This window comes from Lentzea albidocapillata, assembly GCF_000719115.1.
Classification (GTDB): Bacteria; Actinomycetota; Actinomycetes; order Mycobacteriales; family Pseudonocardiaceae; genus Lentzea; species Lentzea albidocapillata.
This window is the reverse complement of sequence record NZ_JOEA01000033.1, coordinates 17,333-37,492: the sequence shown is the minus strand read 5'-3', so window position 1 is coordinate 37,492 and position 20,160 is coordinate 17,333. Positions and strand designations below refer to the sequence as shown.

The window sequence follows — 20,160 nt, the reverse complement described above, 5'->3', positions numbered from 1 at the left end:
GCCACGCCCCTGTCACCGCGCTGTTGCGGGTGACAGGGGCGTGGCGGACCTGCGAAAACCTACTTCTTGATCAGCGCGATCAGCGCGTCGACGTCCTTGGGCTCGAAGCCGCGGAACAGCGACAGGGCCAGCTCGTAGTAGGAGCGGACCGGGCTGACGTACCACTTGCCGTCGACCTCGGTGGAGACGACGCCGACGCCGGCCTTCATGACCGACCCGGCCACCCGGCCGATGATCTCGACGGCCTCGGCGGGGATCTTCTTCTTGCCGCCCTGCTGCTGCAGCAGCTGCGTGATCTCGTCCGCGCACAGCTTCTGCGTGCCCTGGCCGGGCACGTCGGCCGCGTAGCAGTCACCCTCGCGGGTGATCGTCACCGTCTCGCCCTCGGCGGTGATCGACAGCTTCTTGACCGTGACCTGCTTGCCGCCGGCCACGTCCTTGACGTCGGTCTCCAGCGAGTTCAGCTTGGCGCCGGTCGGCTTCTGCTTGCCGGCCTCGGCCACCAGCAGCGGGCCGAGGTCCTGCAGCACACCGGCCTCGTCGGGCGGCAGCAGCGCGATGACCTTCGTCAGGTCGGCGTCGAGCGCGGCGTTCACCATCTGCTTCGCGGCGTCCTCGGCCGAGCTCGCGCCCTGCGGCGCGATGCCCTGCGCCGGCCACTTCTTCTTGTCCTCCTCCAGGACCGCGTTGGCGATCGTGTAGAAGGCGCTCGGGTACCACTTGTCGTCGACCTTGATCGACGCGATGCCGATCGGCGTGCCGCGCTTCTGCACCTCGGCGGTGATGTCGAAGGTCTCGGACTTCGACGAGGTGAGGTTCAGGTCGTCACCGAGCGCGTCGACGAGCTTGTCGGTGAGCGGGATCTTCGACGCGTCCGAGGTGATCGTGATCTTGCCCTCGACCAGCTTGTTGATGGTGAGGTGATCGTTGATCTTCTCGGCCTTGGCCTCGTCGAACTTGATGTTCTCGCTCTTGAACTCGACGCCGCTCAGCTTGTTCGGGTCGGCTTCGGGCTTGAGGATCTCGAGACGCTTCATCTCCTTCGTCATCGAGTCCATGTAGTCCTTCGACAACGCGGCCTCGGCCGGCGCCAGCGAGGCCATGATGCCGACGACGTCACCGCTGCCCAGCTGCTCGACGAGGTTCTTCGCCGCGACGGCGGGGGAGTCCTGGCCCGCGTTGGCAGCGGGATCCGCCTTCTGCATCGCGAAGAACGTGACACCGCCGCCGATCAGCAGCAGCACGGCGACGACGGCCGTGACCACCAGGCCGGTGCGCTTCTTCTTCGGCGGCTCGCCGCCCATCGGCGCGTAGCCGTACGGCTGCTGGGGAAAGCCCTGCGGGCCCGTCTGCGGGTAGCCCTGCTGCGGGAAGCCCTGCGGCCCGGTCTGGGGGTATCCACCCTGCTGGGGGTGTCCGCCCTGCTGCGGGTAGCCGCCGCCCTGCTGCGGGTAGCCACCCGGCTGCTGGGGCTGCTGCGGGTAGCCGCCCTGCTGGGGCTGCTGCCCGTACGGGTTGTTCTGCGGCTGCCACTGGTCGCCGCCACCACCTGGGTAGCTCACGGGTTCCCTCCTGAGGTTCTCACTGCGCTGCGCCTGGTCGAGGTGAGCACCGTGATCGCCCCCACGATCGTCAGTACGGCACCGGCAAGGGTCATGACTGGTCCGGAGGTGCTGATTCCGACCAACGCACCCTTGCTGTCCCCTTGGACTGTGGCAACCAGGGCCACGGTTCCCCCGATCGTGCCAAAGACAATGGCGGCGCACCCGGCAAACCGTGGAAATCGGACCACGTACAGCGCGATCGTGACCATCGCCAGCGGCGTCAGTCCCACCCAGACCGACGTGACGACGGTGCCCGCCACCCCGTCCAACCCGGCGAGATCACGCAGCGAAAGCACTTCGTAACTGTCTCTCGTGGTCGATCCGGATTTCAGCCACGGCAGGAAAGTCCCGACGATGGTGGTGACCAAGCCCACTGCCGCGATCGCGGCTCCCACAGCACTGCGCACGGGACTAGTGTGAACCGATGCCTTCCCAGGCGTGCGCAGAGGCACGCGCTCTGGTCGCGTCGGCGCACCGGATCACGGTGCTGACGGGGGCGGGCGTCTCCACCGATTCGGGCATCCCGGACTTCCGCGGACCGGACGGACTGTGGACCCGCGACGCCGACGCCGGGCGCGGGTCGTCGCTGCAGGCCTACCTCGCCGATGCGGAACTGCGCAGGCTCGCCTGGCGGGCGAAGCTGGACAGTCCCGTGTGGACGGCCAGGCCGAACGCCGCGCACAAGGCGCTGGTGGAACTGGAACGGTCCGGCCGGTTGCGCACCGTGGTCACCCAGAACATCGACGGCCTGCACCAGCGGGCGGGCTCCGATCCCCATCGCGTGCTGGAGCTGCACGGCACGTTGCACGCCACCGTATGCCTGGGATGTGGTGCCACGGGCCCGATGCGGGACGCGTTGAAGCGCGTGGCCGAGGGCGAGCAGGAGCCGGACTGCCAGCGGTGCCGGGGAATCCTCAAGTCCGCCACCGTCTCGTTCGGGCAGGAGCTCGACGGCGAGGTGCTGCGCCGCGCCCGGCTCGCCGCCCTGGATTGCGACGTGCTGCTGGTGGCGGGAACATCGCTGTCGGTGCAGCCCGCCGCGGGCCTCGTGCCGCTGGCGGCCAAAGCCGGTGCGCAGGTCATCATCTGCAACGCCGAACCGACGCCGTACGACGCCGTGGCGGCCGTTGTGCTGCACGAACCCGTCGGGGACGTGCTGCCGGACCTGAGTTCCGTTCCTCCATCCGGGGGAGGCCGATTTTCGTCCTGGGGAGATCCGAGCACCTGGTCGTAGGGTCGGATGCATGCGCGTACCGCTGATCACCACCGACTTTCTGGACCGGGCGTCGTTCGCGTTCGCGGCGACGACGGCGACCATCGACGAACCGGACCAGCCCGCGAAGCCGGTCGCGACGACGACGTACGCGGAGATGACGACCCGCGTGCGCGCGTGGCAGGCCGGGTTCGACGCACTGGGCGTCGGCGAGGGCGAACGGGTCGCCGTCGTCAGCCACAACTCCGCGCGGATGCTCGAACTGCTGCACGCGCTGCCCGGCAGCGGGCGGATCTGCGTGCCGGTGAACTTCCGCCTGCGCCCCGACGAGGTGAAGTACATCGTCGAGCACAGCGGCGCCTCGGCGTTGTTCGTCGATCCGGAACTGGAACTGGACGACGTCGTGGCGCGCCACCGGTTCACGCTCGGCGAGGAGTCGGAGTCGTTGCTTCGGTTCGATGTGGAGCCACGGCCGTGGAGCGCGCCCTCGGAGGACGCGACGGCGACGATCAACTACACGTCCGGCACGACCGCGCGCCCCAAGGGCGTGCAGTTGACGCACCGCAACATCTGGCTCAACGCGGTCACGTTCGCCATGCACACCCGTGCGTGGGAGGGCGACGTGTACATGCACGTGCTGCCGATGTTCCACTGCAACGGCTGGGGAATGCCGTTCGGGCTCGCGGGCCTCGGTGTGCCGCAGGTGGTGCTGCGCAAGGTCGACGGCGCCGAGATCCTGCGCCGTGTGCGCGACCACGGTGTCACGCTCATGTGCGGTGCACCGGCCGTGTGGAACGCCGTGCTGGACGCCGCTGCGTCGTGGGACGGCGAGATCCCCGGCCGTGACACCGTGCGGATCGTGTGCGCCGGTGCGCCGCCGCCCTCGCGGACGATCCAGCGCGTGACCGAGGAACTCGGCTGGGAGTTCCTGCAGATCTACGGCCTGACCGAGACGGCGCCGCTGCTCACCTTCAACCGCGCCCAGCCAGGGCCGCAGGGCGAGGAGAAGGCGAAGAAGCAGTCACGGGCGGGCGCGCCGGCGCTGGGCGCGCAGCTGCGGATCTCGGAGAACGGCGAGGTGATGGCGCGCTCGAACGTCGTCATGGAGGGCTACTGGGAGAACCCGGAGTCCACCGCGGACGCGATCGAGGACGGCTGGTTCCACACCGGCGACGGCGGCTTCTTCGACGAGGACGGCTACCTGACGATCTCGGACCGCAAGAAGGACGTGATCATCACCGGCGGCGAGAACGTCTCGTCCATCGAGGTCGAGGACTGCCTGTTCTCGCACCCGGCCGTCGCCGAGGTCGCGGTCATCGGCGTGCCCCACGAGAAGTGGGGTGAAACGATCAAGGCGCTGGTCGTGCTCTCCGGCGAGGTCACCGAGGCCGAGCTGATCAAGCACTGCAAGGAGCGGCTCGCCGGGTACAAGGCGCCGACGTCGATCGAGTTCCGTGACTCCATCCCGCGCACGGCGACCGGCAAGATCCAGAAGTTCAAGCTCCGCGAGCCGTACTGGACCGGCCGGGACCGGGGCGTCAACTAGTCCATACCGGCGACACGCCAGACTCCGATCGTCCCAAAAGGACCACCGCCCGTGTTCCACTGTGACACGAGTGGTTGACGGTGCGTTAGTTCCTGATGCGCCGGATGCGTCTGGTTGGTCTAATGCGGTTGGAGGTGATGTCCAGTGTTGACACGACTCTCCGCCGTCGTCGCGGTGTTGATGACGGTCGTCCTCACGGGGACGGCCGCTGCCGTGCCGCCACCGCCGCCGAACCCGAGCGACTCGGAGATCTCGGCGTCGCGGGCGGAAGCGGACGCGAAGGCGGCCCGCGTGGGCGAGCTGACCGGACGGCTCACGCAGGCCGAGTCACGCCTGCAGGAGCTGTTCGACGACGTCTCGTACAAGCGCGAGCTCGCCAACAAGGCCCGGGTCGACCTCGAGACGGCGATCTCCGAGGCCGAGGCCGCCCGTCGTGAGGCCGCCGCCGCCCGTGTCGAGGCCGACGCGGCCTCCGCGGCCGTGGAGAAGAGCCGTCTCGAACTGGACGAGTTCGCGGCTGCCTCCTATGCGCAGGGCACCACCGTCGGGTCGTTCTCCGCGTACATCGGCGCCAAGTCGCCCGAGGACCTGCTGGCCCGCGCCCAGATGCTGGAGGCGGTGTCGGCGTCCAGCCTGAACCGGCTCGACCAGGTCACCCGCGACCAGGGCACCGCCGCGAACCTCGACTCCGCCGCCCGTGCCGCGCTCAACAGGGCCGAGACGAAGCAGGCCGCCGCGGACGAGGCCAAGAAGGTCGCCGAGCAGGCCCAGCAGGTGGCCGTGGACGCGCACTCGGCGCAGACCGCGGCGACCGAGGAGTTGCAGTCAAACAAGGACGCCGTCGAACGTGAGCTGGCCGCCGCGCGAGGTGCGGTCAACGGACTGGAAGCGCAGCGCCAGCAGTACGACCAGTGGACCGAGGCGAAGAGGCGAGAGGACGAGGAGAACGCTCGCCGTGCCGCCGCCGCGGCCGCCGCTCAGGCCGCGCCGAAGCCCCAGTCGCCCCGCCCGATCGCGGCAGCGCCCGCGCCGTCCGGCAACCGCGTGCAGACCGTGATCAACCGGGCGCTGGCCCAGCGCGGTGTCATCTACGCGTGGGGCGGCGGAAACCACTACGGCCCGACGTACGGCGTGCGTGACGGCGGTGTCGCCGACTCGTACGGCGACTTCCGCAAGATCGGCTTCGACTGCTCCGGCCTGATGATGTACGCCTTCGCGGGCGCCGGCGTGTACCTGCCGCACTACAGCGGCTACCAGTACAACTCCGGCCGCAAGGTGCCGCTGTCGCAGATGGCACCCGGCGACATGATCTTCTGGGGACCGGGCGGCGGCACGCACGTGGCGTTGTACCTGGGTGGCGGAATGATGGTGGAAGCGCCGCATTCCGGTGCAGTGGTGCGGATCTCGCCCGTGCGATACGGCGGCATCATGCCGTATGTCACTCGCATGCTGTGACCGCGTCGCATTCAGGTCAGAGGTCGCGCGTCCACAACACCATGCGCTCGTAGCCCGCGCCTTGGGCGAACTCGACGCACGTGCTGACGAGCGCGTTGCCCGCGCCGTGGCCACGCGCGTCCGGATGCACGAGCAGCACACGCAACTTCGCGGTCGTGTCGTCCTCGCGAACGCAGAACACGCATCCGACGCGTTGGTCGTCGAGTTCGGCGATCCACGCGCCCTCTCTCGTGGGGTCGTGGTCCGCCGCGTAGTCGCCGACGATCTTGGCGACCATCGCCTCGAACGAGGTGTTCCAGGCGAGTTCGGACGCGTAGAGCTCGCCGTCCGCCCGCGAGACCGAACTGCTCGAAGCCGCCTACCGGTACGTGCTCACCCACGGCCTCGCCGACGTGTCACTGCGGCCGCCGTTGCTGACGTTGTGGCTGGAGGCGTACGCACGCTCTCTCGTGGAACCTGACGGGCCGTGGGCGGGCTTCGCTCGTGCGACCGTGGAGGACTGGCTGGAGGTGCTCAAGACCTCTCAGCCTGAGGACGTGCGCGACACCGCTGCCGGGCCGGCCCTGCGCACGCGTGAGCTCGCGTTGCTGCGGGGTGCGTTGCTGGATCTGCTGGCGACCGGGGACGGTGAGCGGGTCACCGCGGCGCCGGCGACTAGTTTGGTGCCGTGAAGATCGGGATGACGCTCGACGAGGCGATCCGCGAGTACCAGGAAGACGGGTACGAGGTCACGCACGTCGCCGAGTCCGTGTGCGGCGGATGTGGCGGCACGTCGTTCATGGTGCAGGTGACCGAGGACCAGGCGATGCGCCGGACCTGTCTCGGCTGCGGGCTCGCGGAGTTCATCGGCGACTCCGACGAGCACTGGAACCCCGACGACGCGGAGGAGTGCGCGTGCACGTGCGGCGGCGAGGAGTTCGCCGCCGCGCTCGGGTCGTCGTGCCTTCCGGACGGCGAGGTGCGCTGGCTGACCGTCGGGTTGCGGTGCCTGAAGTGCGGGCTGTGCGGCGTGTACGAGGACTGGAAGATCGACTACGTGCCGAGCACGCACCTGATCACGCGGGCTTGAACGCGTCCTCGGTCTTCACGACGCCCGCGCTGCGGCCGGGCGCGGTGTGGTTCTCCCAGTAGAGGTTGGTGTGGACGATGACCTTGTCCGGCGTGGGGGCGCCGTACTCCGACAGGTCCTCGGTCGTGTGCGCGTCGCTGACCAGCAGGGCGTCGTAGCCGCGCACGATGGCGCCGTGCAGCGTCGAGCGGATGCACTCGTCGGTCTGCGCGCCGGACACCACGAGGCTCCCGATTCCCTTGCCCGCCAGCACTTCCTCCAGGTCGGTCGCCTCGAACGAATCGGCGTAGGTCTTGTGCACCACCGGTTCGCCCTCGGCGAGCTTCAGCTCCGGCACGAACTGCCAGCCGTCGGACTCCCTGGGCATGTGCTCGGCGTTGCTGTGCTGCACCCACACGACGTCGACGCCGGCCGTGCGCGCCCTGTCGACGAGGGCGGCCACGTTGGCGACGACCGCATCGCGGTTGTGGGCGTGGTCCACCACGCCGTTCTGCACGTCGATCACGAGCAACGCGGTGTTGGGCCGGTTCACCAGAGTCGTCACCCGGCTCAGCTTAGGCCGGTTCCGATGGCGTGCAAGGGTGTTCGTCGACCGTGGACAGCTGCACGCGTGCGGCTCAGCGCGAACGCAGTCTGCGCAGCATCCGGGCGTCTTCGAAGCCGACGTTGCGCGCCGCCATCTCCACCGTCGCGCCTTGACCGATCAGGTGTTCGGCTCGTTCGACGCGCAACGCCTGCTGGTACTTCAACGGCGTCATGCCCGTCGCACGGCCGAACAACCGCGTCACGGTCCGTTCGCTGCATCCGGCGTGGATAGCGAGCTCCGAGAGAGAAAGGCGCTCGGCGAGCCGTGACTCGATGACGTCCTGAATGCGGTGCACCGTCTCGTTGATGTGCGACCGATGCCGCATCAGCACACTGTCTTGCTGGTCGTCGCCGTTCCTGCGCGCATAGATGACCATCGTCCGTGCGATCGCGGCGGCGACGGCGGGCCCATGACGTACGGCGACGAGATGCAACGCGAGGTCGATACCGCTCGCGATGCCCGCAGACGTCACGACCCTGTTGTCCTCAACGAACAAGACGTCACGCACGACGTGTGCGGCCGGGTAGCGCCGTGCGAGCTCCTCCTGCAGTTCGTGATGCGTGGTACAACGCCGTCCTTCGAGCAAACCGGCGCGCCCCAACGCATCCGCGCCGGCACACACACTCGCCACCGTGCCGCCGCCGTCGTAGTGCGCGCGCAGCCACGCCAACGCGCGTTCGCTCAAGTGACCAGTCCCCACGATCTTCGGTGACCGCCACCCCGGCACGAACACGAGGTCGTCCACCGAGAGAGAGGGCAACTCACGCGACGCACCGAGCGGCACGCCCTGATGACTGAGCACGGTGTCCGCGTCACCCACGTAGGACAACGCGTACCCGTTCACGAGATCGGCAGCGCTGGAGAACACCTGCGCCGGCCCCGCGAGGTCGAGCAGGTGCACTCCAGGTACGAGCAGGAAGACGACTCTGGTCACGATCCGGTCAGCGTAGCGACATCCGAGATCCGTGCGAACCGGCCGGCCAGCACGTACTCGGTGCGCTCGATGATCTCCTCGACCCCGAGCACCTTCCCGGTGCGCCAGTGCGGCAACGGCATGGTCGCGGTCGCATCCGTCACGAACGTCATGTCGAACCCCAGGTCCGACCCGACGCGCGTCGTGGTCTCGCAGCACTGCTCGGTCCGGATACCGCTGATCAGCAACTCCCGCACGCCCCGCGTCGTCAGCGTCTGCTGCAGGTTCGTCGTGGTGAACGCGTTGTGCGCGGTCTTGGTGAGCACCGGCTCGTCGTCGAGCGGCTTCAGCCCGTCGATCAGCCGCACGTGCCCGAGCGCGGGGTCGAACACGTCGCCGGAACCGGGCTCCGAGTGCAGCACCCACACGACGAGGTCACCGGCGTCGCGGCTCATGTCGACCAGCTGGTTCACCTTGCCGACGACGTCGGGGTCGGACACCTCGGCCCAGTTGGAGCGCCGGCGGAACGACTCCTGCACGTCGATGACGATCAATGCTCGCTTCATGGTCCCCAGCCTCGCGGCATCGAGAGGTGGGGGACAGGCACGACCCGGCCGGGGAGCGGACGGATCCGGTCACCGCGTGAAGATCACAGCGGGCGGCGGCCGGCGAAGCCCAGATCCGTCCGGTGGTACCAGCCCAGCTCGCGGTCACCCTCCAGCCAGCACAGCAGCACCGGCACACCGTCCATCTCCGACGGGAAGTCCACGAGCAACGGCGCGAAGCCCTTCAGCTCCGCCCCGGTCTGCTGCACCGCCTCCATCAGCTCGTCCAGCCGGGCCTGCGCGGCCTTGAACTCCGGCAGCCCGCCCAGCGCGGAACCCCCGGCGGCCAGCTCGGCGGCGTCGGCGCGCAGGCGCACGATCTCGTCGAGCACGGGCAACAGCCGTGCGAGTTCGGCCTGGGCATCGGAGAGCGTGAACAGTCCCACGGCGCCAAGGCTGGCACAGTGGGCGCCATGACGTGGCGACTGGGTGACCTCACCGTGAACCGGGTCGGGTTCGGCGCGATGCGACTGCCGCAGCGGGGGACGGCGTTCGATCGCCGGGCCGAGCCGCGCGACCGCGGGCAGGCGATCGAGGTGCTCCGCAAGGCCGTCGAGCTCGGCGTCGACCACATCGACACCGCCGCCTTCTACTTCTCCGCCACGCGGTCGGCGAACGAGCTGATCAACAGCGCGCTCGCGCCGTACCCGGAGGACCTGGTGATCGTCACCAAGGTCGGGCCCGGTCGCACGCCGCAGGGGGAGTGGCTGCCGCTCGCGACGCCGGAGCAGCTCAAAGGCCAGGTCGAGGAGAACCTGCGGCAGCTCGGCCGTGACCACCTCGACGTGGTCAACCTGCGGATCAGCGGCCTGGACGACCTCAGCGCGCACTTCGGGCGGCTCGCCGAACTGCAGCGGGACGGGCTGGTCCGGCACCTCGGGCTGTCGAACGTCAAGCCGCACCACCTCGACCAGGCGCAGCGCATCGCCGAGGTCGTGTGCGTGCAGAACTCCTATGGGCTCGGCCACCACCCCGAGCAGGACGACTTCGTCGGCGTGTGCCGGGAGCGGGGCATCGCGTACGTACCGTTCTTCGCGCTCACCGGTGCCAACCAGGAGGCCGGGACGTCGGCCGAGGACGACGTCGTCACGGAGATCGCGCACGCCCGCGGCGCCTCGCCCGCGCAGATCAGGCTGGCGTGGACGCTGGCGCGCGGGCCGCACGTGCTGGTCATCCCCGGGACGGGCGATCCGGCGCATCTGCGGCAGAACGTCGAGGCGGGCGAGATGGACCTCACCGCGGACGAGTTGACCCGCCTCGACGCCGCGCACCTCAGCGGCGGTTGATCCGGCCGAACAACCAGGTGGCCCAGCCGAACGCCGCGACCAGCAGCCCGCCGGACCACGCCAATGCGAGCCATCCCGAGGTCACGGGCTGATCGTTCAGCAACGCCCGCACGGTCTCGATGACCGGTGTGATGGGCTGGTGTTCGCTGACGGCGCGCAGAAAGGACGGCATTGTCTCCACCGGCACGAAAGCGCTGCTCAGATACGGGATGAACAGCATGAAGAACCCGAGCAGGCTGGCCGACTCGACGCTTCGCGCGACCACGCCGAAGGCTGCCGCGAGCCACGACAGCGCCAGCACGTAGAGCAGCAGCAAGCCCATCGCCAGCACCCATCCGGCCAGCGAGGCAGCGGGCCGGAAGCCCATCAGCAGCGCGACCAGCACCACGGCGAACGTCGCGAGGGCGTTGCGGGCGACCGAGGCGACGACGTGGCCGGTCAGCACGGAGAACCCGCTGATCGGCATCGAGCGGAACCGGTCGACCACGCCCTTCTTCATGTCGTCGGTCACCGACATCGCGGTGGACGTGGCGCCGTAACCCGTGCACAGCACGAGGATGCCGGGCACCACATAGTCCACATAGGACTGCGTGGAGCTGATCGCGCCGCCGAACACGTACACGAACAACGCCATCATCAGCACCGGCAGCACGATCGCCATGATCACGAGGTCGAAGTTGCGGCGGCTCAGCCGGATGCTGCGGCCGATCATGGTCAACGAAGCCGTCATGCCGCCACCGCCGCTGCGTCCGGAAGTATCAGCGAGGTGAAGACGTCGTCCAAGGTCGGGCGGTGCGTGGACACCCGCAGCACGCTCACCCGTGCGGTCAGCAGGTCGTCCAGTACTCGGTGCAGGTGGACCGCGCTGCCGTCGGACGGCACGCTCAGCGTCACCCCGTCGGCCACCCCGCCGGTCACGGACCGTGCTCGCAGCGCGTCCTCGGCGCACGAGAAGATCAGGTCCAGGCGGGTGCCGCCGACCGAGTTCTTCAGCGCGTCCGCGGTGCCGTCCGCGACGACGCCCCCGTTGTGCAGCACCAAGATCCGGTCGGCGAGGCGATCGGCCTCCTCCAGGTACTGGGTGGTGAGGAAGATCGTCACGCCGTCGCGCACCAGGTCACCGATCGCGTCCCACATCGTCGTGCGGCTGACCGGGTCGAGGCCGGTGGTCGGCTCGTCCAAGAAGAGCAGCCGCGGCCGTGCCACCAGGCTCATCGCCAGGTCCAGGCGCCGGCGCATGCCGCCGGAGTACGTGCGCACCCGCCGGTCCGCCGCGTCCACGAGCTCGAACCGCTCCAGCAGTTCGAGCGCCCGTGCGCGAGCCGCCGGCCTCGCGAAACCGCGCAGACGGGCGATCATGACCAGGTTCTCGCGCCCGGTCTGCTCCTCGTCCACCGCCGCGTACTGCCCGGTCAGGCTGATCACGCCACGCACGGCGGCGGCCTCGCGCACCACGTCGAACCCGCACACCTGTGCCGTGCCGCCATCGGGCCTGGTCAGCGTGCTCAGGATGCGGATCGTGGTGGTCTTGCCGGCGCCGTTCGGCCCGAGCAGCGCGAGCACGGACCCTTCCGCGACCTTCAGGTCCAGGCCGCTGAGCACCGTCGCGGAGCCATATCTCTTCGTCAGACCCTCTGTCTCGACGATCATCGAACCCCCTTTATGCGTACCTCATACGCAAAACCTGAATTAGCGTATGTCATACGCATCTGTTTGACTAGAGGGCATGAAGAGGGGGCGCAAGCCGACCATCGACGCCGCCGACATCACGCGGGCCGCCATCGCGGTCGCGGACGCCGAGGGGCTCGCCGCCGTGTCGATGGCACGCGTCGCGCAGGAGATGGGCAACGCCACGATGGCCCTCTATCGGCACGTGAAGAGCAAGGACGAGCTGCTCACGTTGATGGGCGACGCCGCGTTCGACGAGCCGCCCCCGCTCCCCGACGGCGAATGGCGTGACAAGCTTGAGGTCTGGGCGAAGGAGCTGCTCAAAGGCGTCCGCAAGCGTCCGTGGTTCCTGCAGATCCCGATGAGCGGCCCACCGACCGGCCCTCGGAGCCTCGCCTGGTTCGACAGCGCGCTGGGCGCGCTCGAAGGCACGCCGCTGGAGGCGGGGGAGAAGGTCGGCGTGGTCATGGGCCTGATGACGTTCGTGCACGGCGAGGCGTGGCTGAGCGTCGCGCTGACGAAGGGCTTCGAGGACGACCCGGCCCGGTTCAGCCGCCAGTACGGGCAGAGGCTGCGCGAGATCGTCGACCCGCGCCGGATGCCCGCGCTCGCGAAGATCGTCGCGGCCGGTGTCTTCGACATGGACGACCTCTTCGACGCCGACGACGTCGCCGCCGAGTTCGACTTCGGCCTGCACCTGTTCCTGGAAGGCGTCGCGGCGCACATCGGAGGCCGGTCATGACGTACGCGGTGATCATCCTCACCGGCGGCAAGGGCGAGCGGCTCGGTGGCGTCGACAAGGCCGCGCTGTCCTTTCGGGACGCGACGCTGCTCGACCACGTGCTGTCCGTTGTGGACGACGCGGCGCAGAAGGTCGTCGTGGGCCCGGAGAAGGACCTGCCCGGTGTCATCTGGGCACGCGAGGACCCGCCGGGCGGAGGCCCGCTCGCCGGTCTGGCCGCCGGACTGGCGAAGATCACCGAGGACTGGGTCGCGGTGCTCGCCGTCGACCAGCCAGGCCTCACCGCGGACACCATCGCGAGACTGCGCGCACCCGGCCGCAACGCCGTGCTCAAGGACGACAGGGTGCAGTGGCTGATCGGCTACTGGAACGCCGCCGACCTGCGCGCGGCCCTGCCCGAAGATCCACGGAACCTGCCGCTGCGCAGGACTCTTCTGCGGCTCGACCCCGTCGAGGTGTCCGCTTTGCCCGGTGAGGCGAGGGACGTCGACACACCCGCCGACCTGGACACCCTTCACAGCGGTTGAACAGGCGGGGAGTAAGACTGTTCGACGATCGGTAAACCCTGTTCCGCATGGAGGCCCGCACGTGACCGAGCCCGCCGCCGAGGCAACGCCGAACGCATCGGCGCCCGTCACCCCGGCTCGTGACGCCCAGCTGCTCGAACGCACCGTGTTCGAGGTGAAGCGGGTGATCGTCGGCCAGGACCGGCTCGTCGAGCGGATGCTCGTGGGGCTGCTGGCCAAGGGCCATCTGCTGCTCGAAGGTGTGCCGGGCGTCGCCAAGACGCTCGCCGTCGAGACGTTCGCCCGCGTGGTCGGCGGCTCGTTCTCCCGCGTGCAGTTCACGCCCGACCTGGTGCCCGCCGACATCCTCGGCACCCGCATCTACCGGCAGTCCACCGAGACGTTCGACGTCGAGCTCGGACCTGTCGTCGCGAACTTCGTGCTCGCCGACGAGATCAACCGCGCGCCCGCCAAGGTGCAGTCGGCGATGCTCGAGGTCATGGCCGAACGGCACGTGTCGATCGGTGGCCGGACGTTCCCGATGCCGAACCCGTTCCTGGTGCTGGCGACGCAGAACCCGATCGAGAACGAGGGCGTGTACCCGCTGCCGGAGGCGCAGCGCGACAGGTTCCTGTTCAAGATCCAGGTCGAGTACCCCACCGCCGAGGAAGAGCGCGAGATCGTCTACCGGATGGGCGTCGAGGCGCCCACGCCGAGCCAGGTCCTCTCGCCCGAGGAGCTGGTGCGCCTGCAGGGCGTGGCGTCGCGCGTCTTCGTCCACCACGCGCTCGTCGACTACGTGGTCCGCCTGGTGATCGCGACCCGCGCGCCCGGCGAGCACGGCCTCACCGACGTCGCCGGCTGGGTCGCCTACGGCGCCTCGCCGCGTGCGTCGCTCGGCATCATCGCCGCCGCGCGTGGCCTCGCGCTCGTGCGCGGCCGTGACTACGTGCTGCCGCAGGACGTCGTGGACGTCGTCCCGGACGTGCTGCGGCACCGCCTGGTGCTCTCGTACGACGCGCTGGCCGACGGCGTGCCGATCGACCACATCATCACCCGAGTGCTGCAGATCGTGCCGTTGCCGCAGGTGTCGGCCCGTCCGCAGCAGCCGGTTCCGGCTGGTAGGCCGTGAGCAGGGACAAGGCCGAGGAGGAGCGCCCGTCCTGGGCGCCGCCCGTCCTGCGCGGCGTCAAGATGGAAGCCGCGCTGCGCATGCTGGAGCTCGAAGTCCGGCGCCGTCTCGACGGCCTGCTGCAGGGCAACCACCTCGGCCTCGTGCCGGGGCCGGGCTCCGAACCGGGCGAGGCCCGCACCTACCAGCCCGGCGACGACGTGCGCCGGATGGACTGGGCGGTCACGGCCCGCACGACGGTCCCGCACATCCGCGAGACGGTCGCCGACCGCGAGCTGGAGACGTGGCTGGCGATCGACCTGTCGCCGTCGCTCGACTTCGGCACCGCCGCGTGCGAGAAGCGTGATCTCGCCATCGCCGCGTCGGCCGCGGTCGCCCACCTGACGCGAGGCGGCGGCAACCGGATCGGCGCCGCGGTCTCGACGGGCGCGGACAACGTCCGCATCCCGGCGCGCGGCGGCCTGGCCCACGCGCGCGGCATGATCCGCAAGATCGCCGAGATCGAGCGGGCGCCCGAGGGCACCCGCGGAGACCTGGCCGCGTTGCTCGAACAACTGCGCCGCCCGCCGCGCCGGCGCGGCCTGATCGTGGTGATCTCCGACTTCCTCGGCGAGATGGAGTGGCAACGGCCGTTGCGCGCTCTGTCCGCGCGCCACGACATCGTGGCCATCGAGATCGTCGACCCGCGTGACGTCGACCTGCCCGAGGTCGGCACCGTCGTGCTGTCCGACCCCGAAAGCGGGCGGCAGCGCGAGGTGACCGCGTCCGCGTTGCTGCGCAAGGAGTTCAACGCCGCGGCCGCGGAACACCGGGCCGATGTGGCGGCGGGGCTGCGGCGCGCGGGCGCCGGGCACCTGGTGCTGCGGACCGACTCGGACTGGATCGCCGACACGGTTCGTTTCGTGGTGGCGCGCAAGCGCCGCTGGTCTGGGGGTGTCGCGTGAGCTTCTCGAACTTCGTCGCCCCGTGGTGGTTCCTGCTGCTGCTCGTCGTGGCGCTGCTCACCGCCGGATACGTGGTGGCGCAACGGATCCGCCGCAAGCGGGTGTTGCGGTTCACGAACCTGGAACTGCTGGAGAAGGTCGCGCCCAAGCGGGAACGCTGGTCGCGCCACGTCCCGGGGGCGTTCCTGCTGGCCGCACTGGCGTTGCTGACGGTCGCGCTGGCCGGTCCGACGTCCGAGCAACGGGTGCCGCGCAACCGGGCGACCGTGATGCTCGTGGTCGACGTGTCGCTGTCGATGAAGGCCACCGACGTGAAGCCGTCGAGGCTGGAGGCCGCGCAGGTGGCCGCCAAGTCGTTCGCCGAGGGCCTCACGCCGGGCATCAACCTCGGCCTCATCTCGTTCGCCGGCTCGGCCACCGTGCTGGTCGCGCCGACCACCGACCGCGCCGCCGTCACGCAGTCGATCGACGGGCTCAAGCTCGCCCAGTCGACCGCGACCGGTGACGCACTGGTGGCCGCGATGGCGTCGATCGACTCGTTCGGCAAGGTCGTCGGCGGCGCCGAGGGCCCGCCGCCCGCCCGCATCGTGCTGATGACGGACGGCAAGGAGACCGTCGGCACCCGCAAGGCGTTCGACGCGGCCGAGGACGCGAAGAAGGCCGGGACCCCGATCTCCACGATCTCGTTCGGCACCGAGGACGGCGTGGTCGACATCGAGGGGCGGCAGCAGTCCGTGCCCGTCGACGACGACTCGATGAAGGAGATCGCGAAGATCTCCGGAGGCGAGTTCTTCAAGGCCGCCTCCGCCGAGGAACTGCGGCGCGTCTACGACACGCTCGGCGAGCAGATCGGCTACGAGAAGAAGCAGGCGGACGCGTCGAAGCCGTGGCTGTTGCTCGGCACGATGACGGCGATGTTCGCGGCCGCCGCCGCTTTGCTGCTCGGTCAACGCCTCCCGTAGATCAGTTCGACCACACCTGCCCCGAACGCCCTGGTGCTCTTGAGTGCCAGGGCGATCGGCTTCTTGAAGAACGGCGTGCCCTCGCCGATCGCGACCGGGTTCAGGTAGAGCCGGACCTCGTCGATCAGGTCGTGCTCGAAGAACGAGCCGACCAGCTGCGCGCCGCCGACCATGCTGTCGCCGGGCAGCGCCCTGATCTCGTCCGGCACGACCTCGCGCTTCACCGTGGTGTTCCACTCGGTGGTGTCGAGCGTCCGCGAGTAGACGATCTTGGGCATGTCCCGCCAGATCCGGCCGAAGTCGTGCATCGGCTGCGGCCACTCGGGGTGGTCGTCGGTGTGCGGCCACGCTTCGAGCATCGTCTCGTGGTTGCGGCGACCGTCGATGAACCTGCTCATCCGCGCGAGCCCGGTGTTGAAGTGCTCGTGCAGCTCGTCGTCGACGACGTGCCAGCTGATGTCGTGGCCGGGGCCTTCCATGAACCCGTCCAGCGAGACCGACGCCATCGTGATGATCATCCGTGGAGCCTCCGGTATTCCGCTGCCGCACCTGGGTGCAGGGGCACTTTGCCCGTGTCGATGAGACTGCGCACGTCGAGGTACTGGGTGCCGAGTGCCTGCTCCGGCACGAGCTCGGCCGCCCTGCCCACGAGCAGCCGCACGACGGCGCCCGCGTACTCGGTGCTCAGATCGGGGCGGCACACCAGCAGGTTGGGCGTGCCGATCGTGGGGATGTCGACGGGGGAGCCGTAGACGCCCATGCGGACGTCCACGCGTTCGTAGACCTTGCCGTAGTCCTGGCGCAGCCTCGGGAGGAAGCGGTCGAGCGGCAGCAGTCTGATGCCGCTGGCCTTGTCGAGTTCCGGGGTTGGGACGCCGCCGGACCACAGCAGGGCGGCGATCTCGCCGGCTTTGAGGGCGTCGACGGCGTTGCGCAACGGGTAGTGCTCCTCCCGCACGCCCAGCGCGAGTCTGGAGCCCTGCAGGGCGGCGCCGGAGCCGTCCGCGCCCAGCGACACCGGCCTGCCGATCAGGTCGGCCGCTGTCGTGTACGGCGAGGACTGCAGGACCACGAGCTGCAGGTAGTTCTCGTAGACGCGGCCGAGAGCGACCAGGCCGGGTTCCATGTGGGCGCTGTCGCTGAGGGAGAGGCCGATGTCGGCGCCGCCCTCGCGGAGGTGCTTCAGGTTGTCCGCGCTGCCGCCGGTCTCGATCGGGGTGATGGTCAGCGGGCTGGGCGCCAGGCGGGAGAACAGCCCGGCGAAGTCGTTGTAGAAGCCGCCGGGCTCGCCTCCCGCGATCCTGATCGTGCCGTCGGGTTCGCTGGTTCCGCACGCGGTGAGAGCGAGTGTCCCTAGCAGGAACGTCCGGCGCCTCACAGCAGTGGCTCCTTCGGCAGTTCCACCGTCACGACGAGGCCCTTGTCGGTGCGCAGCCGCAGGTTTCCGTCGTGCGCGGTGACGATGCGTTCCGCGATGGCCAGGCCCAGGCCGGTGCCGCGCCGGGAGTCGTCGCCGCGCCAGAACCGTTCGGTGGCGCGCTCTATGTCCTTTTTGGACAAGCCCGGGCCGTTGTCCCGGACGGTCAGGGTGGCGCGGTCGCAGATCACGGTGACCTCGGTTCCGCCGTACTTGATGGCGTTGTCCAGCAACACGTCCAGCACCTGCGCGAGGTCCGACACCGCGCACCGCACGAGTCCGGGCGCGCGGTCGTCGACGGTGATCGTGACGCCGTCGGCCTGGGCCGCCGCGCGCCAGGCGTCGACGCGGTCGTGCGCCACGACCTGGAGGTCGGCGAGTTCGGGTTCGATGCCGCCCGCGGCGCGTTCGGTGGCGGTGCTCTCGGCGGAGGCCAGCGCCAGGAGCCCGTCCAGCAACGATTCGAGGCGTTCGACCTCGGTCAGCAGCGAGCCGTTGGACGGCAGCATGTCGACGCGCAACCGGAGTGCGGCCATGGGGTTGCGCAGCTGGTGCGAGGCGTCGGCGATCAACCGTCGTTGCTGGTCGGCGGCCTCGGCGACGGCGTCGGACATGCGGTTGAACGACTCCGACAACGCCCTCAGTTCGGCCGGGCCGGCGGTGTCGGCGACGTGGGTGCGCCGTTGCCCTTCCGCGACCGCGCGGACGCCCCGATCCAGTTCTTTGAGAGGCCGCAGCAGCCAGCGGGACACGACGAGCGCCAGCAGCACGCACGCGCACGCCGCCAGCAACGCTCCGGCCAGCACCAGGGCCCACCGCCGTGCCACGTCCAGAGCGGCCACGCGCGTGGAGGCCCGCAACACCACGGCGCCCGCGACCTTCGTGCCGATGCCGACGGGCCGGGCGAACAGGACGTCCCCGCCGCTCCACGGCAGCACCGTCGGCACGGACGCGGCGGGCTGGTTGCGCAGCGCGGCGTCGATCTGCGCGGACACGTCCTGCGCCGTCATGCCCGACTCGACGACGGGCGTGCCGGACGCGTCGACGACCACTATCTCCTCGCCGTAGACCTCGGCATAACGTTCCGCCTCGGACACGACGACGTCGACCGGCAGCGTGGCGAAGCGGTCCAGGTCGGCGGTGCGGCTGATCACGAACTGCTGGGTGCGTTCCGAGGCCGTGCTCATCAGCAACGGGAAGGCGAACGCCGTGACGGCCGAGAGCGAGAACAGCAGCAGCACCAACAGAAGCCGTCGCCGCATCTATTCACCGAGCCGGTAGCCGAAACCGCGGATCGTGTGCAGCAGCCCCGGCCGGTCGAGCTTGGCGCGCAACTGCGTGAGGTGGACGTCGAGCGTGCGCGACACCGCCACGAAGGCGTTGCCCCACACCTCGTCCATCAGCTGCTGCCGGCTCACCGCCGTGCCGGGCCGGCGCGCCAGCACTGCGAGCACGTCGAACTCCTTGGTGGTCAACGAGATCTCGCGCCCGCCGACCACGACCTGACGGCTCTTCAGGTCGATCTCCACATCGGACACCCGCACGAGCTCGCCCGGTTCCTGCGACCGGGCCGCGCTGCGCCGCGCCACCGCGTCGATGCGCGCCAGCAACTCGGCCAGCCGCACCGGCTTCACCAGGTAGTCGTCCGCGCCGAGCCGTAGCCCGCGCACCACCGTGCGTTCGTCACCGCGCGCCGTCAGCACGAGCACCGGCACCGGGTCGATCTTGCGGAGCTTGCGCAGCACCTCCAGGCCGTCCTGGTCGGGCAGGCCCAGGTCGAGCAGCACGACGTCCGCGTCGCGGTGGGCGATCAGGGCGTCGGAGCCCCTGCGCACGCGGGAAGGCCGGTGCCCGTTCGCCCGCAATGCCTCCACCAGGGCGTTCGCGACACCGTCGTCGTCTTCGACCAGCAGTACCCGCATTTGAGCAGTATCGCCCCAGAAGGTCGTTTCCGGGGTGTGTCGACGCGCCTAAGTGACTGTAAAGAAGGTTCCGCTCAGGTTGTGACGGCTGCGGTGCCGTCGCGAGCCACGCGGAGGGCGGTCCTGCGGCGACCGCCCTCCGCCTTCCGCTCCTAGCAGCGTTCCGCGGTCGAACCAGAGGCGTTGTAGCCGGAACCGAACACACTGCCGGCCGCGTAGGTGCACACGCTCAGCGTGTTCGCACCGTTGGACCACAGTTCCTGCCTGCTGCCGTCGTGACCTGCGTAGTCGACCGCGCCATCACTCGTGCGCGTCCAGATGCCGGCGCGGATGTGGTTGGTCCCATGCTTGGCCATCCACGAGTCCCAGACGTAGACGTACGCCCAGTTCTTGTTGCAGCCCTTGAACTGCTTGAGCGACGCCACGGTCTCGGTGCCGTGCTTGAGATACTTGGTGGCGCCCATCTGCGTGACGCCGCTGGAACACTTCGGGTTCGTTTCGGCCTGCGCCACGCCGGTGAACGTCATGGCGATCGCCGCGGCCGCCAGCACCGCGGCACCAATCCTCTTCTGCATGTGCACGACACTGGT

General features: G+C 69.6%; 25 protein-coding genes. 11 read left to right on the top strand and 14 right to left on the bottom strand.

Annotated elements, in window-relative coordinates; translation table 11 throughout:
- Nucleotides 1-59: 59 nt before the first annotated feature.
- Together IG04_RS47850 and IG04_RS0139420 are read right to left on the bottom strand one after the other, a co-directional pair.
- Complete coding sequence (locus IG04_RS47850; RefSeq protein WP_030481864.1) at nucleotides 60-1,562, bottom strand: hypothetical protein; 1,503 nt, start codon at nucleotides 1,560-1,562, stop codon at nucleotides 60-62.
- Nucleotides 1,559-2,011 (bottom strand): hypothetical protein, encoded by a 453-nt coding sequence (locus IG04_RS0139420; RefSeq protein ID WP_036016802.1) that lies wholly within the window; start codon nucleotides 2,009-2,011, stop codon nucleotides 1,559-1,561. The genes IG04_RS47850 and IG04_RS0139420 overlap by 4 nt, the downstream gene beginning before the upstream one ends.
- A gap of 17 nt (nucleotides 2,012-2,028) precedes the next feature.
- Here IG04_RS0139420 and IG04_RS0139415 point away from each other — a divergent pair, with 17 nt between their 5' ends.
- The 3 genes from IG04_RS0139415 to IG04_RS0139405 all read left to right on the top strand — a co-directional run bounded on the left by IG04_RS0139415 (nucleotide 2,029) and on the right by IG04_RS0139405 (nucleotide 5,818).
- Nucleotides 2,029-2,838, top strand: coding sequence for an SIR2 family NAD-dependent protein deacylase (locus IG04_RS0139415; RefSeq protein WP_030481862.1), 810 nt, complete (start codon nucleotides 2,029-2,031; stop codon nucleotides 2,836-2,838).
- A 10-nt stretch (nucleotides 2,839-2,848) separates the two neighbouring features.
- Nucleotides 2,849-4,363 carry an AMP-binding protein gene (locus IG04_RS0139410; protein WP_030481861.1) on the top strand — a complete coding sequence of 505 codons (1,515 nt, stop codon included), beginning with the start codon at nucleotides 2,849-2,851 and terminating at the stop codon, nucleotides 4,361-4,363.
- 144 nt (nucleotides 4,364-4,507) lie between these two features.
- Nucleotides 4,508-5,818 carry an NlpC/P60 family protein gene (locus IG04_RS0139405; protein WP_030481860.1) on the top strand — a complete coding sequence of 437 codons (1,311 nt, stop codon included), beginning with the start codon at nucleotides 4,508-4,510 and terminating at the stop codon, nucleotides 5,816-5,818.
- A gap of 16 nt (nucleotides 5,819-5,834) precedes the next feature.
- Here the strand turns inward: IG04_RS0139405 and IG04_RS0139400 are convergent, their stop codons facing one another.
- On the bottom strand, nucleotides 5,835-6,095 hold the full coding sequence (locus tag IG04_RS0139400) for a GNAT family N-acetyltransferase (protein WP_051771764.1): 261 nt from the start codon (nucleotides 6,093-6,095) through the stop codon (nucleotides 5,835-5,837).
- Between the two features lie 91 nt (nucleotides 6,096-6,186).
- Between IG04_RS0139400 and IG04_RS0139395 the strand changes: the two genes are divergently transcribed.
- Nucleotides 6,187-6,489: a hypothetical protein gene (locus tag IG04_RS0139395; RefSeq protein ID WP_245816751.1), complete on the top strand. Its 303-nt coding sequence runs from the start codon at nucleotides 6,187-6,189 to the stop codon at nucleotides 6,487-6,489.
- Nucleotides 6,486-6,887: a hypothetical protein gene (locus IG04_RS0139390; protein WP_144065785.1), complete on the top strand. Its 402-nt coding sequence runs from the start codon at nucleotides 6,486-6,488 to the stop codon at nucleotides 6,885-6,887. Before IG04_RS0139395 ends, IG04_RS0139390 begins: the two co-directional genes overlap by 4 nt.
- Here the strand turns inward: IG04_RS0139390 and IG04_RS0139385 are convergent.
- The 4 genes from IG04_RS0139385 to IG04_RS0139370 all read right to left on the bottom strand — a co-directional run bounded on the left by IG04_RS0139385 (nucleotide 6,874) and on the right by IG04_RS0139370 (nucleotide 9,377).
- A complete protein-coding gene (locus IG04_RS0139385) occupies nucleotides 6,874-7,431 on the bottom strand; it encodes an isochorismatase family protein (RefSeq protein WP_030481856.1) in 558 nt (185 codons plus the stop codon). The genes IG04_RS0139390 and IG04_RS0139385 overlap by 14 nt on opposite strands.
- A 73-nt stretch (nucleotides 7,432-7,504) precedes the next feature.
- On the bottom strand, nucleotides 7,505-8,407 hold the full coding sequence (locus tag IG04_RS0139380; protein ID WP_030481855.1) for a GlxA family transcriptional regulator: 903 nt from the start codon (nucleotides 8,405-8,407) through the stop codon (nucleotides 7,505-7,507).
- Nucleotides 8,404-8,952 carry a cysteine hydrolase family protein gene (locus IG04_RS0139375; RefSeq protein ID WP_030481854.1) on the bottom strand — a complete coding sequence of 183 codons (549 nt, stop codon included), beginning with the start codon at nucleotides 8,950-8,952 and terminating at the stop codon, nucleotides 8,404-8,406. Before IG04_RS0139375 ends, IG04_RS0139380 begins: the two co-directional genes overlap by 4 nt.
- A gap of 83 nt (nucleotides 8,953-9,035) precedes the next feature.
- A complete protein-coding gene (locus IG04_RS0139370) occupies nucleotides 9,036-9,377 on the bottom strand; it encodes a DUF2203 domain-containing protein (protein ID WP_030481853.1) in 342 nt (113 codons plus the stop codon).
- Nucleotides 9,378-9,404: 27 nt separating this feature from the next.
- Between IG04_RS0139370 and IG04_RS0139365 the strand changes: the two genes are divergently transcribed.
- On the top strand, nucleotides 9,405-10,277 hold the full coding sequence (locus IG04_RS0139365; RefSeq protein ID WP_030481852.1) for an oxidoreductase: 873 nt from the start codon (nucleotides 9,405-9,407) through the stop codon (nucleotides 10,275-10,277).
- Here IG04_RS0139365 and IG04_RS0139360 read toward each other — a convergent pair.
- Both IG04_RS0139360 and IG04_RS0139355 read right to left on the bottom strand, forming a co-directional pair.
- Nucleotides 10,264-11,007: an ABC transporter permease gene (locus IG04_RS0139360; protein ID WP_030481851.1), complete on the bottom strand. Its 744-nt coding sequence runs from the start codon at nucleotides 11,005-11,007 to the stop codon at nucleotides 10,264-10,266. The genes IG04_RS0139365 and IG04_RS0139360 overlap by 14 nt on opposite strands.
- Nucleotides 11,004-11,927 (bottom strand): daunorubicin resistance protein DrrA family ABC transporter ATP-binding protein, encoded by a 924-nt coding sequence (locus tag IG04_RS0139355; protein ID WP_036016798.1) that lies wholly within the window; start codon nucleotides 11,925-11,927, stop codon nucleotides 11,004-11,006. Before IG04_RS0139355 ends, IG04_RS0139360 begins: the two co-directional genes overlap by 4 nt.
- A 76-nt stretch (nucleotides 11,928-12,003) precedes the next feature.
- On the opposite strand from IG04_RS0139355, the gene IG04_RS0139350 reads away from it, so the two are divergent.
- The 5 genes from IG04_RS0139350 (at nucleotide 12,004) to IG04_RS0139330 (ending at nucleotide 16,231) form a co-directional block, all read left to right on the top strand.
- Entirely contained in the window at nucleotides 12,004-12,687 is a 684-nt protein-coding gene (locus IG04_RS0139350; protein WP_051771761.1) for a TetR/AcrR family transcriptional regulator, read from the top strand.
- Nucleotides 12,684-13,214, top strand: coding sequence for a molybdenum cofactor guanylyltransferase (gene mobA / locus IG04_RS0139345; RefSeq protein WP_030481848.1), 531 nt, complete (start codon nucleotides 12,684-12,686; stop codon nucleotides 13,212-13,214). The genes IG04_RS0139350 and mobA overlap by 4 nt, the downstream gene beginning before the upstream one ends.
- A 61-nt stretch (nucleotides 13,215-13,275) precedes the next feature.
- Entirely contained in the window at nucleotides 13,276-14,325 is a 1,050-nt protein-coding gene (locus IG04_RS0139340) for an AAA family ATPase (protein WP_030481847.1), read from the top strand.
- Nucleotides 14,326-14,387: 62 nt separating this feature from the next.
- Nucleotides 14,388-15,269, top strand: a complete 882-nt coding sequence (locus IG04_RS0139335) for a DUF58 domain-containing protein (protein WP_084402251.1) — start codon at nucleotides 14,388-14,390, stop codon at nucleotides 15,267-15,269.
- Nucleotides 15,266-16,231: a VWA domain-containing protein gene (locus IG04_RS0139330; protein WP_030481845.1), complete on the top strand. Its 966-nt coding sequence runs from the start codon at nucleotides 15,266-15,268 to the stop codon at nucleotides 16,229-16,231. Before IG04_RS0139335 ends, IG04_RS0139330 begins: the two co-directional genes overlap by 4 nt.
- Here the strand turns inward: IG04_RS0139330 and IG04_RS0139325 are convergent.
- From IG04_RS0139325 to IG04_RS0139305, 5 genes are all read right to left on the bottom strand, one after another.
- The gene (locus IG04_RS0139325; protein ID WP_030481844.1) at nucleotides 16,216-16,749 is read right to left on the bottom strand and encodes a dihydrofolate reductase family protein; all 534 of its coding nucleotides are present in this window, start codon (nucleotides 16,747-16,749) and stop codon (nucleotides 16,216-16,218) included. The genes IG04_RS0139330 and IG04_RS0139325 overlap by 16 nt on opposite strands.
- Nucleotides 16,746-17,609, bottom strand: a complete 864-nt coding sequence (locus IG04_RS0139320; protein ID WP_030481843.1) for a TAXI family TRAP transporter solute-binding subunit — start codon at nucleotides 17,607-17,609, stop codon at nucleotides 16,746-16,748. Before IG04_RS0139320 ends, IG04_RS0139325 begins: the two co-directional genes overlap by 4 nt.
- Nucleotides 17,606-18,910, bottom strand: a complete 1,305-nt coding sequence (locus IG04_RS0139315) for a sensor histidine kinase (RefSeq protein ID WP_030481842.1) — start codon at nucleotides 18,908-18,910, stop codon at nucleotides 17,606-17,608. The genes IG04_RS0139320 and IG04_RS0139315 overlap by 4 nt, the downstream gene beginning before the upstream one ends.
- Nucleotides 18,911-19,570 carry a response regulator transcription factor gene (locus IG04_RS0139310; protein ID WP_030481841.1) on the bottom strand — a complete coding sequence of 220 codons (660 nt, stop codon included), beginning with the start codon at nucleotides 19,568-19,570 and terminating at the stop codon, nucleotides 18,911-18,913. It lies immediately after the preceding gene.
- Between the two features lie 152 nt (nucleotides 19,571-19,722).
- Nucleotides 19,723-20,145, bottom strand: coding sequence for a hypothetical protein (locus tag IG04_RS0139305; protein ID WP_144065786.1), 423 nt, complete (start codon nucleotides 20,143-20,145; stop codon nucleotides 19,723-19,725).
- Nucleotides 20,146-20,160: the final 15 nt, after the last annotated feature.